15 protein-coding genes and 1 pseudogene are annotated in these 15,553 nt (G+C 56.3%); 11 read left to right on the top strand and 5 right to left on the bottom strand.

Annotated features, from left to right (window positions below):
* The first annotated feature begins 61 nt into the window (after positions 1 to 61).
* From QZ197_RS09850 to QZ197_RS09890, 9 genes are all read left to right on the top strand, one after another.
* Positions 62 to 1,156 (top strand): TRAP transporter substrate-binding protein, encoded by a 1,095-nt coding sequence (locus tag QZ197_RS09850; RefSeq protein WP_296431737.1) that lies wholly within the window; start codon positions 62 to 64, stop codon positions 1,154 to 1,156.
* Positions 1,157 to 1,276: 120 nt separating this feature from the next.
* Entirely contained in the window at positions 1,277 to 1,870 is a 594-nt protein-coding gene (locus QZ197_RS09855; RefSeq protein ID WP_296431738.1) for a TRAP transporter small permease subunit, read from the top strand.
* 28 nt (positions 1,871 to 1,898) lie between these two features.
* Positions 1,899 to 3,266 carry a TRAP transporter large permease subunit gene (locus QZ197_RS09860; RefSeq protein ID WP_296431739.1) on the top strand — a complete coding sequence of 456 codons (1,368 nt, stop codon included), beginning with the start codon at positions 1,899 to 1,901 and terminating at the stop codon, positions 3,264 to 3,266.
* Entirely contained in the window at positions 3,263 to 4,603 is a 1,341-nt protein-coding gene (locus tag QZ197_RS09865) for an amidase (RefSeq protein ID WP_296431740.1), read from the top strand. Before QZ197_RS09860 ends, QZ197_RS09865 begins: the two co-directional genes overlap by 4 nt.
* Positions 4,604 to 4,617: 14 nt before the next feature.
* Positions 4,618 to 4,812, top strand: a complete 195-nt coding sequence (locus QZ197_RS09870) for a hypothetical protein (protein ID WP_296431741.1) — start codon at positions 4,618 to 4,620, stop codon at positions 4,810 to 4,812.
* Positions 4,809 to 5,768: a D-glycerate dehydrogenase gene (locus QZ197_RS09875; RefSeq protein WP_296431742.1), complete on the top strand. Its 960-nt coding sequence runs from the start codon at positions 4,809 to 4,811 to the stop codon at positions 5,766 to 5,768. Before QZ197_RS09870 ends, QZ197_RS09875 begins: the two co-directional genes overlap by 4 nt.
* Before the next feature lie 17 nt (positions 5,769 to 5,785).
* On the top strand, positions 5,786 to 6,655 hold the full coding sequence (locus QZ197_RS09880) for an NAD(P)-dependent oxidoreductase (RefSeq protein ID WP_296431743.1): 870 nt from the start codon (positions 5,786 to 5,788) through the stop codon (positions 6,653 to 6,655).
* 70 nt (positions 6,656 to 6,725) lie between these two features.
* Entirely contained in the window at positions 6,726 to 6,968 is a 243-nt protein-coding gene (locus QZ197_RS09885) for a hypothetical protein (RefSeq protein WP_296431744.1), read from the top strand.
* A 67-nt stretch (positions 6,969 to 7,035) separates the two neighbouring features.
* Positions 7,036 to 7,407 (top strand): hypothetical protein, encoded by a 372-nt coding sequence (locus QZ197_RS09890; protein WP_296431745.1) that lies wholly within the window; start codon positions 7,036 to 7,038, stop codon positions 7,405 to 7,407.
* Between the two features lie 418 nt (positions 7,408 to 7,825).
* Here the strand turns inward: QZ197_RS09890 and QZ197_RS09895 are convergent, their stop codons facing one another.
* The 4 genes and pseudogenes from QZ197_RS09895 to QZ197_RS09910 all read right to left on the bottom strand — a co-directional run.
* Positions 7,826 to 9,349: a relaxase/mobilization nuclease domain-containing protein gene (locus QZ197_RS09895; protein ID WP_296431746.1), complete on the bottom strand. Its 1,524-nt coding sequence runs from the start codon at positions 9,347 to 9,349 to the stop codon at positions 7,826 to 7,828.
* On the bottom strand, positions 9,343 to 9,816 hold the full coding sequence (mobC, locus tag QZ197_RS09900) for a plasmid mobilization relaxosome protein MobC (RefSeq protein ID WP_296431747.1): 474 nt from the start codon (positions 9,814 to 9,816) through the stop codon (positions 9,343 to 9,345). Before mobC ends, QZ197_RS09895 begins: the two co-directional genes overlap by 7 nt.
* Positions 9,813 to 10,259: a hypothetical protein gene (locus tag QZ197_RS09905; RefSeq protein ID WP_296431751.1), complete on the bottom strand. Its 447-nt coding sequence runs from the start codon at positions 10,257 to 10,259 to the stop codon at positions 9,813 to 9,815. The genes mobC and QZ197_RS09905 overlap by 4 nt, the downstream gene beginning before the upstream one ends.
* A 243-nt stretch (positions 10,260 to 10,502) precedes the next feature.
* Positions 10,503 to 10,709, bottom strand: a pseudogene (locus QZ197_RS09910) (helix-turn-helix domain-containing protein); the annotation flags it as partial.
* Between the two features lie 250 nt (positions 10,710 to 10,959).
* On the opposite strand from QZ197_RS09910, the gene QZ197_RS09915 reads away from it, so the two are divergent.
* Positions 10,960 to 12,132 (top strand): phosphoserine transaminase, encoded by a 1,173-nt coding sequence (locus QZ197_RS09915; RefSeq protein ID WP_296431748.1) that lies wholly within the window; start codon positions 10,960 to 10,962, stop codon positions 12,130 to 12,132.
* Positions 12,133 to 12,183: 51 nt separating this feature from the next.
* The gene (serA, locus tag QZ197_RS09920; RefSeq protein WP_296431749.1) at positions 12,184 to 13,776 is read left to right on the top strand and encodes a phosphoglycerate dehydrogenase; all 1,593 of its coding nucleotides are present in this window, start codon (positions 12,184 to 12,186) and stop codon (positions 13,774 to 13,776) included.
* On the opposite strand, the gene QZ197_RS09925 is transcribed toward serA, so the two are convergent.
* A partial coding sequence (locus QZ197_RS09925) for a hypothetical protein (protein ID WP_296431750.1) occupies positions 13,773 to 15,553 on the bottom strand: 1,781 nt, incomplete at its 5' end. The genes serA and QZ197_RS09925 overlap by 4 nt on opposite strands.

Here is a 15,553-nt window from a genome sequence, read left to right on the forward strand (position 1 = left end):
AATAACCGATACATTGCTCCTGCTTGTTGGGGTGATTGATCGTCATTCCTTGGGAGGAACTATGAAAGATACTATCAACCGCAGAAAATTTCTGCGCGGGTCGGCTGTTGTCGGAGCCGCAGCATTGGCCGCACCTGCAATTGCAGACGGCCATGGCACAACCATCAAGATGCAGGCAGCCTGGGGCGGCGGTATCTTCCTTGAGAACGCACAGTCCTTTGCGGCACGCGTCAACGAAATGTCTGGCGGGTCTTTGACAATCGAAGTTCTGTCCGTAGATTCCGTTGTGAAAACATCCCAGATGCAAGACGCGGTTCACCGCGGCGTTCTGGACGCGGCACACTACGTATCCGCATATTGGTACGGCAAATCCAAATCCGCATCCTTGTTCGGCACTGGCCCTTGCTTTGGCTGGTCGTCACAGGAGATGCTCGGCTGGATCCACGCTGGTGGTGGCCAAGAACTGTTTGACGAACTGATGGACGAATTGCAGCTGAACGTTGTGTCCTTCTTCAACTCGCCGATGCCAGCCCAGCCGCTTGGCTGGTTCTCTGAACAGATCACAGACGCGTCCCAGATGAACGGTCTAAAGTACCGCACAGTTGGTCTGGCGGCAGACGTTATGCTGGAAATGGGCATGTCTGTTGTTCAGCTTCCAGGTGGCGAAATCCAGCCTGCAATGAAATCCGGCCTGATCGATGCGGCCGAATTCAACAACCCGACATCTGACCGTGACTTCGGTATGCAGGATGTGTCCAAAGACTACATGCTTGCATCCTACCACCAGAGCCAGGAGTGCTTTGAGGTTACGATCAACAGAGACGTCTGGAACGGTTTGTCGCCCGAGCATCAGGCGATCATCCGCAACGCATCTATGGCTGAAAACTCCGGCTTCTATTGGGGCAATACCAAGCGTTATTCCGATGACCTGATCAAGCTTCAGGAACAGGACGGCGTGAACGTTCACCGCACACCACAGGCTGTTCTCGAAGCTCAGCTGGCGGCGTGGGACACGGTTGCTGACCGCATCGCAGGCGAGGATCCGTTCTTTGCACGCGTGATGGAATCCCAGAAGACCTACGCAAAAGAAGTGATGGGTTACCTGAACCTCAACCAGCCTGACTACAAACTGGCATACGATCACTACTTCGCTTAATTGCGAATTGGTTTAACAATGTCCGGGTGCCGCATTGGCGCTCGGGCATTGTGCACTTGAAATGACTGGGGCCGGGCCGCAAAGAATGCCCGCTTGATCTGTGAGGGGAGCAGCAGACACATGAAATTTGTCCATGCAATTGAAGGACTTAGCCTATGGGTCGGTCGCGCCTTTGGCTGGTGCATCCTGATCCTGACATTGTCCGTGTCCTACGAGGTTTTCGTGCGTTACGTCCTCAACTCGCCCACTGTCTGGGCATTTGACATGATGATCCAGATGTATGGCGCTTTGTTCTTGATGTGTGGGGCTTACGCCTTGGCCCAAGACACTCATGTGCGCGCAGACGTCTTGTACCGCTTGTTCCCTGTAAAGGTGCAAGCATCGTTGGATTTCGTCCTTTATTTTCTGTTCTTCTTCCCCGGTGTGCTCGCCCTTGCATGGTACGGCTGGGAAATTGCATCTGACAGCTGGCGATACAAAGAAGTGAGCTTTAACAGCCCCGCCAGTATCCAGATCTATTTCTTCAAATCATTGATCCCCATCGCCGGTTTCTTGCTCGCCTTCCAAGGGGTCGCCGAACTGGTGCGCTGTGTGATGGCATTCCGCACCGGTGTGTGGCCCGAGCGGCTGGTCGATGTGCGTGAGACCGAAGACATTCTGTCGGACGCCGATCTTGAAACGATCAGCTCCTTCGCCCGTGACAACAACAAATAGCCCCAAGCGCTTCTAGAAAGATAAAAAGATGACAAACCCCGAAGTCGCGCTGATGATGTTGGCCCTGTTTATTGTGCTGGTTCTCCTTGGTTTTCCGATCGCCTTTACGCTGCTCGCGATGGGTGTCGCGTTTGGCTATTATGCCTACCACCGTGAGGGATCGGTTGAGGTCTTCAGCGACATTTTCAACAACAACATATTTTACCTGGTGAACCAGAACACCTATTCAGTCATGGAAAACCCGATCCTCGTGGCGATCCCGTTGTTTTTGTTCATGGGTTATGTCGTGGAACGAGCGAACATCGTCGATAAGTTGTTCTTCTCGCTCTATATGGCGGCGCGAAACCTGCCTGGTTCACTAGCGATTGCGGCCTTGCTCACCTGCGCGGTGTTCTCGACAGCCTCAGGCATCGTAGGCGCGGTTGTGACGCTGATGGGCTTGCTGGCCTTCCCCGCGATGGCAAACGCCAACTACGACAAAAGCTTTGCGGCAGGTGTGATTTGTGCGGGTGGGACCTTGGGAATTCTGATCCCGCCGTCGATTATGTTGATCGTTTATGCCGCGATTGCGGACCTGTCCCCGCTGCGCCTCTATGCGGCTGCGGTCTTCCCGGGATTGTTGCTGGCAGGCCTTTATATCGTCTATGTTATCGTGCGCGTGTACTTTAACCCTGCATTGGCGCCAAAGCCGACGATGGAAAACCCACCCCCGCCGCGCGAAATCTATCTTGATCTGTTAAAATCTTTTGTCCCATTGACCGTGTTGATCGCATTGGTTCTGGGCTCGATCCTTGGTGGTCTGGCCACGCCTGCCGAAGCTGCCGCAATGGGCGCACTTGGTGGAATGGTCTTGGCGGTTCTGTACCGTTCGATGACATGGACCAAGCTGAAAGAAAGCGTGTTCCTGACGGCCAAAGCCACCGCAATGGTCTGTTGGTTGTTCGTCGGGTCATGGACGTTTGCGTCGGTGTTTTCCTACCTCGGTGGCCACGACATTATCGCTGATTTTGTTGGCGGGTTGGATATGGAGCCATGGCAGTTCTTGGTCCTTGCACAGCTGATCATCTTCTTGCTGGGCTGGCCGCTGGAATGGTCCGAGATCCTGATCATCTTTGTGCCGATCTTCCTGCCACTTCTCGAAGTGTTCGGTGTGAACCCATATTTCTTTGCGATGCTGATCGCGTTGAACCTGCAAACGTCGTTCCTGACCCCGCCCATGGCCATGTCGGCCTATTATCTAAAAGGGGTGCTCAAGAACCAGATCGAACTGATGGAAATTTTCCGTGGCATTATGCCTTACCTCGGGATTGTGATCCTGACGATGTGCTTGATGTATGCATTCCCCGGTATCGCGCTGTGGTTCCCTGATTACCTCTTTGGGCCATACATCCCGTGATCAAGGACAGCTACACCTTAACAGCATCCGAGGCACTGGCTGCCATTGCCTCAGGTCGTCTTTCGTCGGTCAAACTGGTGAAATCCTGTCTTGCGCGGATTGCTGAAACGGATGGCATGATCAAAGCATGGGCGTTTTTGGACGAAGGCGCAGCACTTGCCCAAGCCGCTGAATGTGACCGCATCCGCATCGCGGGGCTGGCAACGGGCCCGCTGCACGGCATCCCTGTAGCGCTTAAAGACATCATCGACACCGCCAAGATGCCCACGCAGCGCGGCAGTGTGATTTTTGAGGGCCGCCAGACAGACCACGTCGCCCGTCTGGTTGAACTGCTACGCGAGGCGGGGGCGGTGATCATGGGCAAAACCGTGACGACCGAGTTTGCGTTTGTGCATGCCAATGAAACACGCAACCCACACAATCCCGATCACACACCCGGCGGCTCATCGAGTGGGTCCGCCGCAGCTGTGGCTGCAATGCATGTGCCTTTGGCGATTGGGACCCAGACCAACGGATCTGTCATTCGGCCCGCATCTTTTTGCGGTGTCTTCGGGTTCAAACCCACGCGCGGTGTCATTTCGCGCGACGGGATTTTGCAAACGTCTGTGTCGTTGGATCAGGTCGGGTGCTTCGGGCGCTCGCTTGCCGATGTGGCTTTGCTGACGGACGCGATTGGCGGTTATGATCAACGCGACGCCGTCAGCTTTGTGCGGCCACGCCCGAATATGTCGGCAGGCGCTGCGGCAGATGCGCCTGTGACGCCTGCGCTGGCGTGGTTTGATTTGCCGTTCAATGACCGCCTGTCAGACGATGCCTTGGACGGGATTGATGCGGTTATTGAAATACTCGGGCCATCGGTGGAACGCATGGCGGCGGCGGACACACTTTCTGATCTTGTTGCCGTTCAGGCCACCATCCACGAATACGAAATCGCCCAACATCAGGCGGAGGTGTTCGAGACGCATTGGGACCAGATCAGCGACACGTTAAGACCCGTCATCACCCGAGCGCGCATGATCACGAAAACGCAGTACGACGACGCCTTGGCAGTCAAAACGTCTGCCGAAGGGTTTTTCAGAGCCTTCTTTATGGACTACGATGCTATCATCGCACCCTCGGCTGCGGGTGAGGCCCCGACGTTCGGTAATGGTACGGGCGATCCGATCTTTTGCACACTTTGGACGCTGGCGGGATTGCCCTGCATCAGCTTGCCCATGCTGGTCGGGGAAACAGGTCTGCCCATCGGCGTGCAGCTGATTGGACCCGCTGAAAAAGACGACCGGCTGTTGCGCACGGCGCGCTGGCTGCAAACCCATCTTGCTGACACAGTAGAATAACGAAAGGAAAAACCATGTCATACATCACGAAGTTGATAATGGGCCTGTTTGGCACGGCGGGCTTGTGTATTTTTATCGGCGGGCTTTCCCAAAGTATCTCGACCGGATTTGCGGGCTTTGTGGGGGGATCTCCCTTCATGATCATCGCCATCGTTGTTTGCGGTATGGCGGTTTATGATTTCTACGATGAATGTATCCGTAAGAAATGACAAAAAAGCGCCTCTGGATCACCCGCCGCCTGTCTGACGCGACGCTGGAACGTGCCGCGCGCGACTATGAAGTTGTGATCAATCACGATGATACGCCCGGAACCGCCGAGGACATCATCGCCGCAAGTGCGGAGTTTGATGCGATCATCCCGTGCCATTCAGAACACTTCTCGGCCGATGTGGTGGCGCAGCTTGACCCGCGATTGAAGATAGTGGCGAACCATTCTGTTGGCGTGGATCATTGCGATCTGCCGGCCTTGGCCGCACGCGGTATCACAATCACGAACACACCCGATGTGCTGTCTGACGCCACCGCAGAGCTTGCGATGCTTTTGATGTTGGGGGCCGCGCGTCACGCGGTCGCTGGGGATCGACTGGTGCGCACGGGCGGCTGGGACAGTTGGTCGCCCGCTTTTATGGTGGGTAAGCAAGTGACAGGTGCGCGTGTTGGTATCATCGGCATGGGACGTGTCGGGCGCGCGTTTGCCGCCAAGGCACGCGGGTTCGACATGGATGTGCATTACTATAATCGCAGCGAATTGTCGGCGGATCTCGCGCAAGGTGCAACGTATCATGAAACGGTTGAAAGCCTGCTGGGCGTTGCGGATTTCTTGTCCCTGCATTGCCCCGCCACTCCTGAAACAACCAATCTGATGAACACTGAACGGTTTGCGATGCTGCCAGCTGGGGCGGTCGTTGTGAACACCGCACGCGGGGCATTGATCGACGAAGACTCGCTGATGGCGGCGCTTGATCGCGGGCATGTTGCGGCGGCTGGCCTTGATTGTTTCAAGGTTGAACCGGGCGGAAACCCTGCGCTTTCGTCATACGACAATGTCTTCATGCTCCCCCATATCGGGAGCGCAACCCGAACCACGCGCGACGCCATGGGTTTTCGTGCTTTGGACAATCTGGACGCCTTCTTTGCAGGTCAAACGCCGCAGGATCAGCTTTAACAATGATGGATAAATCGATGACAAAACTGACTTTTCTGGGGCTTGGCGTCATGGGCTACCCGATGGCGGGGCATCTTGCCAAGGCGGGCCACGCTGTGACCGTTTACAATCGCACGACTGCAAAGGCGGAAAAATGGGCGGCAGAGCACGGCGGCAGTTTTGGCAAAACACCTGCCCAAGCCGCACAAGGCGCTGAAATGGTGATGGCCTGCGTGGGGAATGATGATGATCTGCGCGCCGTATGTCTTGGCCCTGACGGTGCGTTTGCGACCATGTCAGAAGGCAGTACATTCGTCGATCACACGACCGTTTCTGCCGCAGTCACAGCCGAGCTTTACGCCACCGCCAGAGACCGTGGGATCGCGTTTGTAGATGCACCCGTGTCCGGCGGTCAGGCAGGCGCTGAAAACGGCGCATTGTCGATCATGTGTGGCGGCGATCAGGCCGATTATGACTGGGCCGAACCTGTCATGAACGTCTATTCCAAGCTGTGTCGTCGCATTGGCGACAGTGGCGCAGGTCAGATGACCAAGATGTGCAACCAGATCGCCATCGCGGGTTTGGTCCAAGGGCTGTCCGAAGCCTTGCATTTCGCGTCCAAAGCGGGCCTTGATGGCGCCGCCGTGGTCGAGGTGATCAGCCAAGGCGCTGCCGGGTCCTGGCAAATGTCCAACCGATACGAGTCGATGTTGGCCGATCATTTCGAACATGGTTTCGCGGTGGATTGGATGCGCAAGGACCTTGGCATTTGTCTGTCTACGGCGAACGAAAACGGGGCATCCCTGCCCGTCACTGCACTGGTCGATCAGTTCTATAAGGATGTCCAGAAAATGGGTGGTGGGCGTTGGGATACGTCAGCGCTGTTCAAACGGCTTCAGCAAGCCTAATCCACAACGCAGGTGATCATGACGATCAGCAGGCGATATTACCCTGAATACGGGGGGCACGTCGTTTGCTATGCCTCACAAGCAAAACCCGATCCTTGCTGAATTGCTTGTAACTATCGCTGGTTACACGTCCCAACAATCTGGCACCCTCAATTCCGCGATGGTTCATGAACAAGAACGATCAGGAACGACTTGGGTACTCGAATTCATCACATTGCCAGATATGCTGCAACTGTACAGCAATGCACTGGTCTCGGCGCAATCATTGATCGGGCAGATTATTTCGGTCGGGGTACAGGAGACAGGCGAATAAGGTGTCACAATCTGGGTCGCATCAAACATGACGTTGATTTGACCGCCGCGCGCTGTAGTCTGGGGCAATGATAAAATACGTTTTGATCCTTATGTCGTCAGCCCTGCCTGCACAGGCATCAATCTCGTTCGCGTGCAACGAACTTGACCGTGTATCGCTTTCCGCAGAAGGATCCATGCGACCCGTATACGAAGGACGCGCGCTAAATTTCACGTGGGACGAAAGCGGTTTTTCAGGAGATGGTGTATTCTATCATGATGCGTATTGGATCAACCCATCTGACGATGGAGGGTTTCGGGCATTTGCCGAAAATTCCGACCGCAGCGATTTGTTCAGGTTTGAAAATGGTATTCTTATGCACACGGCAATCGTAAAATACGGGAGAGCGCCGTCTATACAATCGCAGGTGTTTGAATGTGCTGAGGTGACTGAATTCTAATGCAGATTTTGACGTTCGCGCGAATGACCCCCATCGTGGTGGTGTCTAGAAAAAACTATAAGTGTATCAAGCATAAGACTGAATCTGCGTCGTCGGGCGACGTCCGCTTTAGGGAATCCGCACTGCAGTAAACAGCCAATTGGACAAGGTTCAGTATCGGCCGTGTTCATCGGACAAGGGTTTTCACTGCCCGAAAGCGGACTTTGGCTGCGATCCAGCAATCCGGAAGTCTGGGCTCTTTCGAGACCTTCGCTGCATTCTACATGAAGTTCCGGTTTCTCTGTTTTGCGTCTGAGGCGTACCTTGAAGGTCACGACCATCTGAAGTTCTAAAAACGAACTTCTTTTGACGCGTGGAGGTCAGGATCTCGGACCACCAAAGCGGATGGAAACTTTCGAAACAGCGCATAATCTAATGCTCAATGCGTCATCCCCCGGTCCATCTCGACCTCCCGCTCCTCTAGCTCTGTCTCAACCTCACTTCGGCGGCCTTCACTAATTTCAAGCTGGTCTCTAGTTGCGTGCGCAGCCTCCCGTAGTTCGATCCCTCGTTCAGCAAGCCGTGCAACGCAGCCACGGACGCCACTTGCGATTGAATGAGCACCGACACGCAGGCGGCCAATCCATCCATCTGGTTCTGCATCCTCGTCGTCGAGCGTTCCTCTAACCCGTTCAATTCCCGCGCTGAGGTTTCGCAGGCCGTCACCAACCGCTCGACGCAGGCGAGCAAGTCGCGTTCCAAGGCGGTCAGGGGTGTCGTCATCTAATTCTCCTCGATCTTGATGCAGGTCACTGATCTGCCGCCCAGTGTGCAGGTCCTCAGGCGCGTCTTGGTCGGGTCCAGTACCAGCCAAGTCCCGTCCTCTCTGTCGATCCGCGTCAGGCCCAGTTCCGTCATCTCCGAGCTGGCCAGCATCAGCGTCCAAAGCAAGCTCGCGGCCATCATCGAGACGATCCCCACCAAGAACGCCCCCGTGATCAGCCAGGGCGAGATCGTCAGCCAGCTCTTGTTTTGTCGCAGAAAGGTGCGGGTATCGGTCTCGATTGTACGATGCGCGTTGGTCGCAATGGTGCTCAAATCGGTCCTGAAGCTCTCCAGCTGGGATGCCATCGAGGCGGCGTAGTCCTGCCGGATCGTGTCCAGTTCCGCGTTCAGTTTCTCGCTCAGCCGTGTCGGCTTGCCAGTTTTCATGGAAAATATCTCCTTTTAGACGCCAGCGTTCGTCCGTGTCGGGATCGCGGGCGGTCAGGTATGCTTTGCCGACGCGCGGCAGGTCGTAGCCTGCGTCTGTGAGGGCATCGATCATGGTGGCGCGGTCAGTGATCAGGCCGACGCTGATCTGGTCCTGCAGCCACGCATGCAGCTCTTCGCGACCTTGGGCGCGGGTTGGGGTCTCGATGGTGTCGCGAACCTCTTGGGTACGCTCCAGCTCCATCGGATCGGCCCAGCCGTGGCGCTGGTTCATGACATCGCGCAAACTGTCAAAAGCTTTCTCATACCCCGGCGGTGCGATGTTCAGGCTGCGCCCCGAGGTCAGCTCCAAGCGCGGCGTGCAGAAGTGAAGCTCGACGCGGTCTTCGTGGGTATGTCGGACCCAAAGCACTTCATATTGCGTCGGGTCCAGCCCCGCGAAGGCCAGACGCTCAAAATCGTCCATGACCTCGGCCTGCTGTTCCTCGCTCGGGGCGTCGGTGGCGGCAAAGCTGATCACGCCCGCACGGTAGGTCCACTTGTGGCGGCTGGCGTCGATCAGGGCCTCGGTGCGGTCGGGATTGCCGCGCAGGACCTCGGGCAGAGGCTCGCGGATGACGGTCATTGGTTCGCCGTCTGCATCGCGGATCGGGTCGCGGTTGTCGTCATAGGCCAGCACCTTGTCTGCGACGAGGTAGCCGACCGGACCAGCGCCCGCGCCATTGCCGTTGCGGAAGAACTTGATCAGCATCGGCGCGCGGCCTCGACTATCTGGGCAAGCTGGCGCTCGATGGTCAGTAAGCGGCGGGCAACGGTGAGCGCGTCTAGGTCAACGCGGCCCGCTAGCATCGCGCGGTTCAGCCAGCGGGCAATCTGGTTGAGGTTGCCACCAATGCGCCCGACGGCCAGCACCAGCGCCGGATCGACGCGGGGGATGGGTTTGCGACGGCGGGCCTCGGTCAGGCCTAAAGCCTCGCGCAGAAGGGTGGCGGCAGGTAAGCCAGCAGCCTCGGCTTTGGCGCGCAACTGGGCCTTCTCTGCGGCGCTGCACCGGAAGACGAAGGTCTCGGTCAGCGGCTCTTTGGTGCGGAGTTTGCCCGCGCCGGTGGGGTTCGAAGGGGAGGCTTGCCGCCCCTCGCAAGGTCCCGTGTCAGCAGCGCCAGCGTATGACATGGGTCGCCTTGCTGTTTGCTCTTCTGTGGGATCGGTAGCGATCATGATCTGAGGCCTGCGGCTTGGATTTGGGCCTGCGTCACCAGTTTCGAGGCGAGCAAAGCCGTGATTTGTGGGACCGTAATGTGTTTGCACATCGGGCTGCGATCACTGATCCAGAACGCCAATCGTTCATGGTGATCGGCTTGCAGAGTTGCTGTCTTTTCGCGGTCTGCCGCTTGCTTCTCGACATAGGCCTGCCACCGCCGCGACTGGAACCAGTTGTCGGAAAAGCAGACCTTGGAGCGGGTGAAACCTGCGCTGTCGGTGGCGTAGGCTTGGACGGCCTGCAGCAAGTCCTCTTGCCTGATCCCTTCCTTCTTGGCCTCTTCGATCTGGGCTAGGCAGGCCGCTTTGCCACGTACCCTGTCCGGTGGATACGCCGCCAGAATCTTCTCAGCTTCATCATCCACCGCCGCCTCGCGCCTGCGCGTAGGTGGTTCTTTCACAGGTTCAATGGTAAGGTTCGTGTCCCGATTTGGGACTACCCCCGTCTCACTGGTGAGACTCTTCCCACGCGTCTTTGAGACGTTTCCCCCCGTCTCATTTTGAGACGAAACCCCATTAGGACCGCTCCCCCAACCCTTAGCGCGAGAACTGGGACCAAGGGTGATGTCGAGGTGCAGTTCATACTGATTGGACCCGCGCCCACCATCGCCATCACCACGGGCATGGCGCGTAACGAGGCCAGATTGCTCCAAGGTCGTCATATGCCGGAATAGAGTGGCGCGGCCCATCTCGCATTCATCCGCCAACCGCTTGGCGCTTGGATTGCACTGGCCGGTTTCTTTGTTGTGGAAGTCTGCCAACTGGATCAGCACGATTTTGGCGGCGGGCTTCAAGCCTTTGACATTCGCAGCCCATATCAACGCCATGCCACTCATGACGCCACCTGACATGCCAGAAATAGGCTGATTGCATGAAGCCTGCCACCCGATTCTGCGGCTCGGTGTTGTGGAACAAAACCAGATTTCCTTGTGTCAGATTTGTGCCAATTGGAAACATGCGTTCCTGCATCGTTCTGCAAAAGGCTACATTTACTCGCATAACAAGTACCTTTGTCTATTGCTGTTTTTACTGGGGGTCCGTATGTCCGGCGGTGGGACACCCTTCCCCAACGAAGGGCGCTTATCTGTGAGGATACCAGTGATGGTTATGACGACTTCGGCAACGCGCGATATTGCGCGCAAACCACAAATGCGGCCGGCAAATCCGCGTTTTTCTTCTGGCCCTTGTGCCAAACCCCCCGTCTGGAAACTTGAAGCACTTAGCGATGCCCCCTTGGGTCGGTCGCACCGTGCTGCTGTTGGCAAGTCAAAGCTTGCCGAAGCAATCGACCTTACGCGCGAAATTCTGGGCGTACCTGCGGATTACCGCATCGGTATCGTGCCTGCCTCTGACACTGGCGCATATGAGATGGCGATGTGGTCACTCTTGGGCGAACGCCCTGCGCAGATGGTTGCATGGGAAAGCTTTGGCGCTGGCTGGGTCACGGATGTGGTCAAACAGTTAAAGATCGACGCGACCGTCCACACTGCAGAATACGGCGAGATCGTCGATATGGCCGCGCTGAATTACGACAACGACGTTTGCTTTACATGGAACGGCACAACCTCTGGTGTACGTGTTGTGTCTGGCGATGTGATCCCCGCGGACCGCGCCGGTCTGACGTTATGCGATGCGACGTCTGCTGCGTTTGCCCAAGACCTGCCTTGGGACAAACTGGATGTCACAACATTCAGCTGGCAAAAAGTGATGGGCGGCGAAGCGGCCCACGGCATGCTGATCCTGTCGCCTCGCGCTGTCGAACGCCTTGAAAGCTATACCCCTGCGTGGCCTCTGCCCAAGATTTTCCGCATGACAAAAGGCGGTAAAATGATCGAAGGCATTTTCAAAGGCGAGACGATCAACACACCTTCTATGCTCGCGGTCGAAGACTATCTGGTTGCCCTGAAATGGGGACGTTCCATCGGCGGCTTGGACGCACTGATGCACCGTGCCAATGCCAACGCGCAGGCAATCTGGAACTTCTGCGCAGCCAAACCTTGGATTGCAAATCTTGCGGTTGATCCGGCGACGCGTTCCAACACATCTGTGTGCCTCAAGTTCACCGATGAGCGGATCACCGACGGTGCAGCTTTCGCCAAAGCGGTCGCCAAGCGACTTGAGGCCGAAAATATCGCACTTGATATCGGCGCTTATCGTGATGCCCCTGCGGGTTTGCGGATATGGTGTGGCGCGACGGTCGAAACCTCTGACATCGAGGCGATGCTGCCTTGGTTGGAATGGGCGTTCGAGACCGAGATCGCTGCAACTGCTTAAATAATTTTCAATTTTATTGCGGTTTAACAGCCGTTCCAAAGGACATGTAAAATGGCTCCTCGCGTACTTATTTCTGATAAACTTTCCCCTGCGGCTGTGCAGATCTTCAAAGATCGCGGCATTGACGTGGATTTCCAGCCCGATCTGGGCAAAGACAAAGACAAGCTGCTTGAAATCATCGGCCAGTATGATGGTTTGGCGATCCGGTCGGCAACCAAAGCGACAGAAAAGATTATCGAAGCCGCGACCAACCTCAAGGTCATTGGCCGTGCCGGTATCGGTGTGGACAACGTTGATATTCAGGCCGCTTCGAAAAAGGGTATCATCGTGATGAACACGCCCTTCGGCAATTCGATCACGACTGCCGAACATGCGATTTCGCTAATGATGGCCGTCGCCCGCCAAATCCCGGAGGCGAACGCGTCAACGCATGCCGGCAAATGGGAAAAATCCCGCTTTATGGGTGTGGAACTGACGGGTAAGACACTTGGTGTCATCGGTGCAGGTAACATCGGGTCGATCGTAATTGACCGCGCCCAAGGGTTGCGGATGAAGGTCGTGGCCTATGATCCGTTCCTGTCCGAAGAACGCGCCACTGATATCGGCGTCGAAAAAGTGGAACTGGACGAACTGCTTGCCCGCGCTGATTTCATCACCATGCACGTGCCATTGACGGATCAGACCAAGAATATCCTGTCCAAAGAAAACATCGCCAAACTGAAAAAAGGTGTGCGGATCGTAAACTGCGCGCGCGGTGGTCTGGTCGACGAGGATGCATTGGCCGAAGCGCTCAAGGACGGACATGTTGCGGGCGCGGCTTTCGACGTTTTCGCAGTCGAGCCTGCAACAGCCAGCCCGCTGTTCAACCTGCCAAACGTGGTCGTCACCCCGCATTTGGGTGCAGCCACGACAGAGGCCCAAGAAAACGTGGCATTGCAAGTTGCCGAACAGATGTCGGATTATCTGCTGACAGGTGCCGTGCAAAACGCGCTGAACATGCCGTCCGTGACTGCAGAAGAAGCCAAGATCATGGGCCCTTGGATCAAGCTGTCGGGCCATTTGGGCAACTTTACCGGCCAGATGACAGACGAGCCTATCACGGCGATCAACATCTTGTTTGACGGCGAAGCCAGCGAGATGAATCTCAAGGCACTGACAGCCGCGACCATCGCGGGCATCATGACCAAAGCAAACCCTGACACCAACATGGTCAGCGCGCCTGTCATCGCCAAGGAACGTGGCATCAAAGTGTCGACCACAAAGCAAGACAAGTCCGGCACATTTGACGGCTATGTCAAAGTCACCGTGGTAACCGATAAACGCGAACGTTCCGTCGCGGGTACCGTGTTTAGTGACGGCAAGCCGCGCTTTATCCAGATCAAAGGCATTAACATCGATGCCGAGATTGGCGAACACATGGTTTATACGACGAACGAAGACGTGCCCGGGATCATCGGCGCGTTGGGGACAACAATGGGTGCCAACGACGTCAACATCGCGAACTTTACGCTGGGCCGTTCTGCGGCAAAAGGCGAAGCGATCGCGCTACTTTATGTCGACGAGCCAGTGCCCGCGACAGCCCTTAAAGCGCTGGAAGATACCGGACTATTCCAGCAGGTTAAACCACTGAAATTCAACGTTTAATCTCGCCGAATGACACCTGTCACCGCAGCCGCTCCGATTGCGGTGACAATCCAGCCAAATATGATGAGCCACCAACGCGCACCCCACAACCACCAGCCCCACGGGCCACGCGTAGTGGACGGTGCCCAAGCGGCCTCTTGCCCTAATGCCACGATCGGCACGACCAAATCGACAGCATAAGACACGGCATTGAACGTTTCATAATCGCGTCCAGCCGTAAGGGTCGGCGTGCCGTCTGGGGCCAGCATATATTTGTCTGACCACACTTTGGCAGGGTTCGCGATACGCGGGTCCGTCGCGAGTGTTTGCCAGCTCTGCGACATCAATACCGGGCCAGCTGTGGGTGCAAAATCGCCATCTTCCCATGCATTATGCGCCAGAACCCAGCCAACAAAGACCAGCGCCAGCAACATGTAGAAACTCCGCTCTGGCTTGTGTCCATACCCCACGACCACCCCGAAAATCCGGTCGGCAATCAGGCTGCCCGCATTGCGCCACCAAACCCGCAGATTGTGCCAGTGCTGTTCGCCACGGAATTGTTGTTGGGCGTAGGCAAGCGTTTGCGCACCAACGCCCAGATCGCTGCCATCGCACGGGTGCAGCAAGATCAGACGTGCCAAATCTGGGTCACTCGGTCGCCGTTTTTGCAAGGCTTCAATCGCTTTGGCGCGCGCACCGTTCGGCATTTGGCTGGCATTCAGCAAGTCTTGCCGCCACGCTGCTTCACCTCGCCAACGAGTTCTTGATGCTTTGCGCTGCTCTTTTTCTTTGGCGACCATGATCGCCCGTGCGTCAGAACGGTGACCTGTATCGCGCAGCAATTTGGCAAGTTGTTCATATGGCTGCGGGTAGAATTCGCGCCGCGACACTGCGCCCATTTTCAGCCATGCCAGACGATCCGGCACACTAATTCCGCCGTGCAGCACATCGTAAATGAACCCGCTAAGGTATAGACCATCGCATTTGGCCCAGCTTTCGGGATCATCCCACAGATCACCGACATGCGCCGAGGTCAGGTCAACGGCGCCTACGACTTCGCGTAAATTGCACCAGATGAAACCTTCACGTACCATCAGTCGTTGCGCATTCAGAGCCTCGCCTTGGCCAGCACGCAAGGTCGCATGACTGAAATCAAGAACACCGTCGACGGAAGCCCCCATAAAACTAACCTCGCCGTCGGCCTGCGCATAGCGCATGAACACATCGCCGTGCACCTGGGCGCTTTGAGCGTTAAACGCGTGCCCTTCGGGGTTATGAAATGCAGTCCCAATCGCCACAAGTTGACCGCCGATCTGGGCACCCAAAAGGCTGACTTGACCGCTGGCTGTGGTCCCTTCAAGCAAGACACTGCTGGCAACCTTCATCCCTTGTGCCTTGAACGCTGACCCATCGACGTTGCGCAAAATCGCTTGTGTGCACGACAGGTGCCCTTTGATGTCACTTCCTGATAGAGATACTTTGCCGTCTATCTTGCTTCCGTTCAGGGTCAGATTACCCGCGATTTGTATGCGTGCCGCGTTGATTCCATCTGCCAGCATGCAGCCCACAATCGCCAATCCGTCGGCCTGCAATTGCACCATCTGTGCGCGCGCGGCCAGATGGCAGTTGAAGAGATCTATCGGACCGCGCGCATGGGTAAAACTAAGATCTAGCGTGCCTGAAATCCACGCACCGTTGACCGTGATACCAGAAGGTTGCGTGCGAAAATCCTTGCAGCCACCCAAGATCAGATAACGCAGCAATTGCGCGCGGATCAAAACGCGCGGGTCTCTTAAAT

This window comes from Yoonia sp., assembly GCF_017854415.1.
In the GTDB taxonomy this organism is placed as follows: Bacteria; Pseudomonadota; Alphaproteobacteria; order Rhodobacterales; family Rhodobacteraceae; genus Yoonia.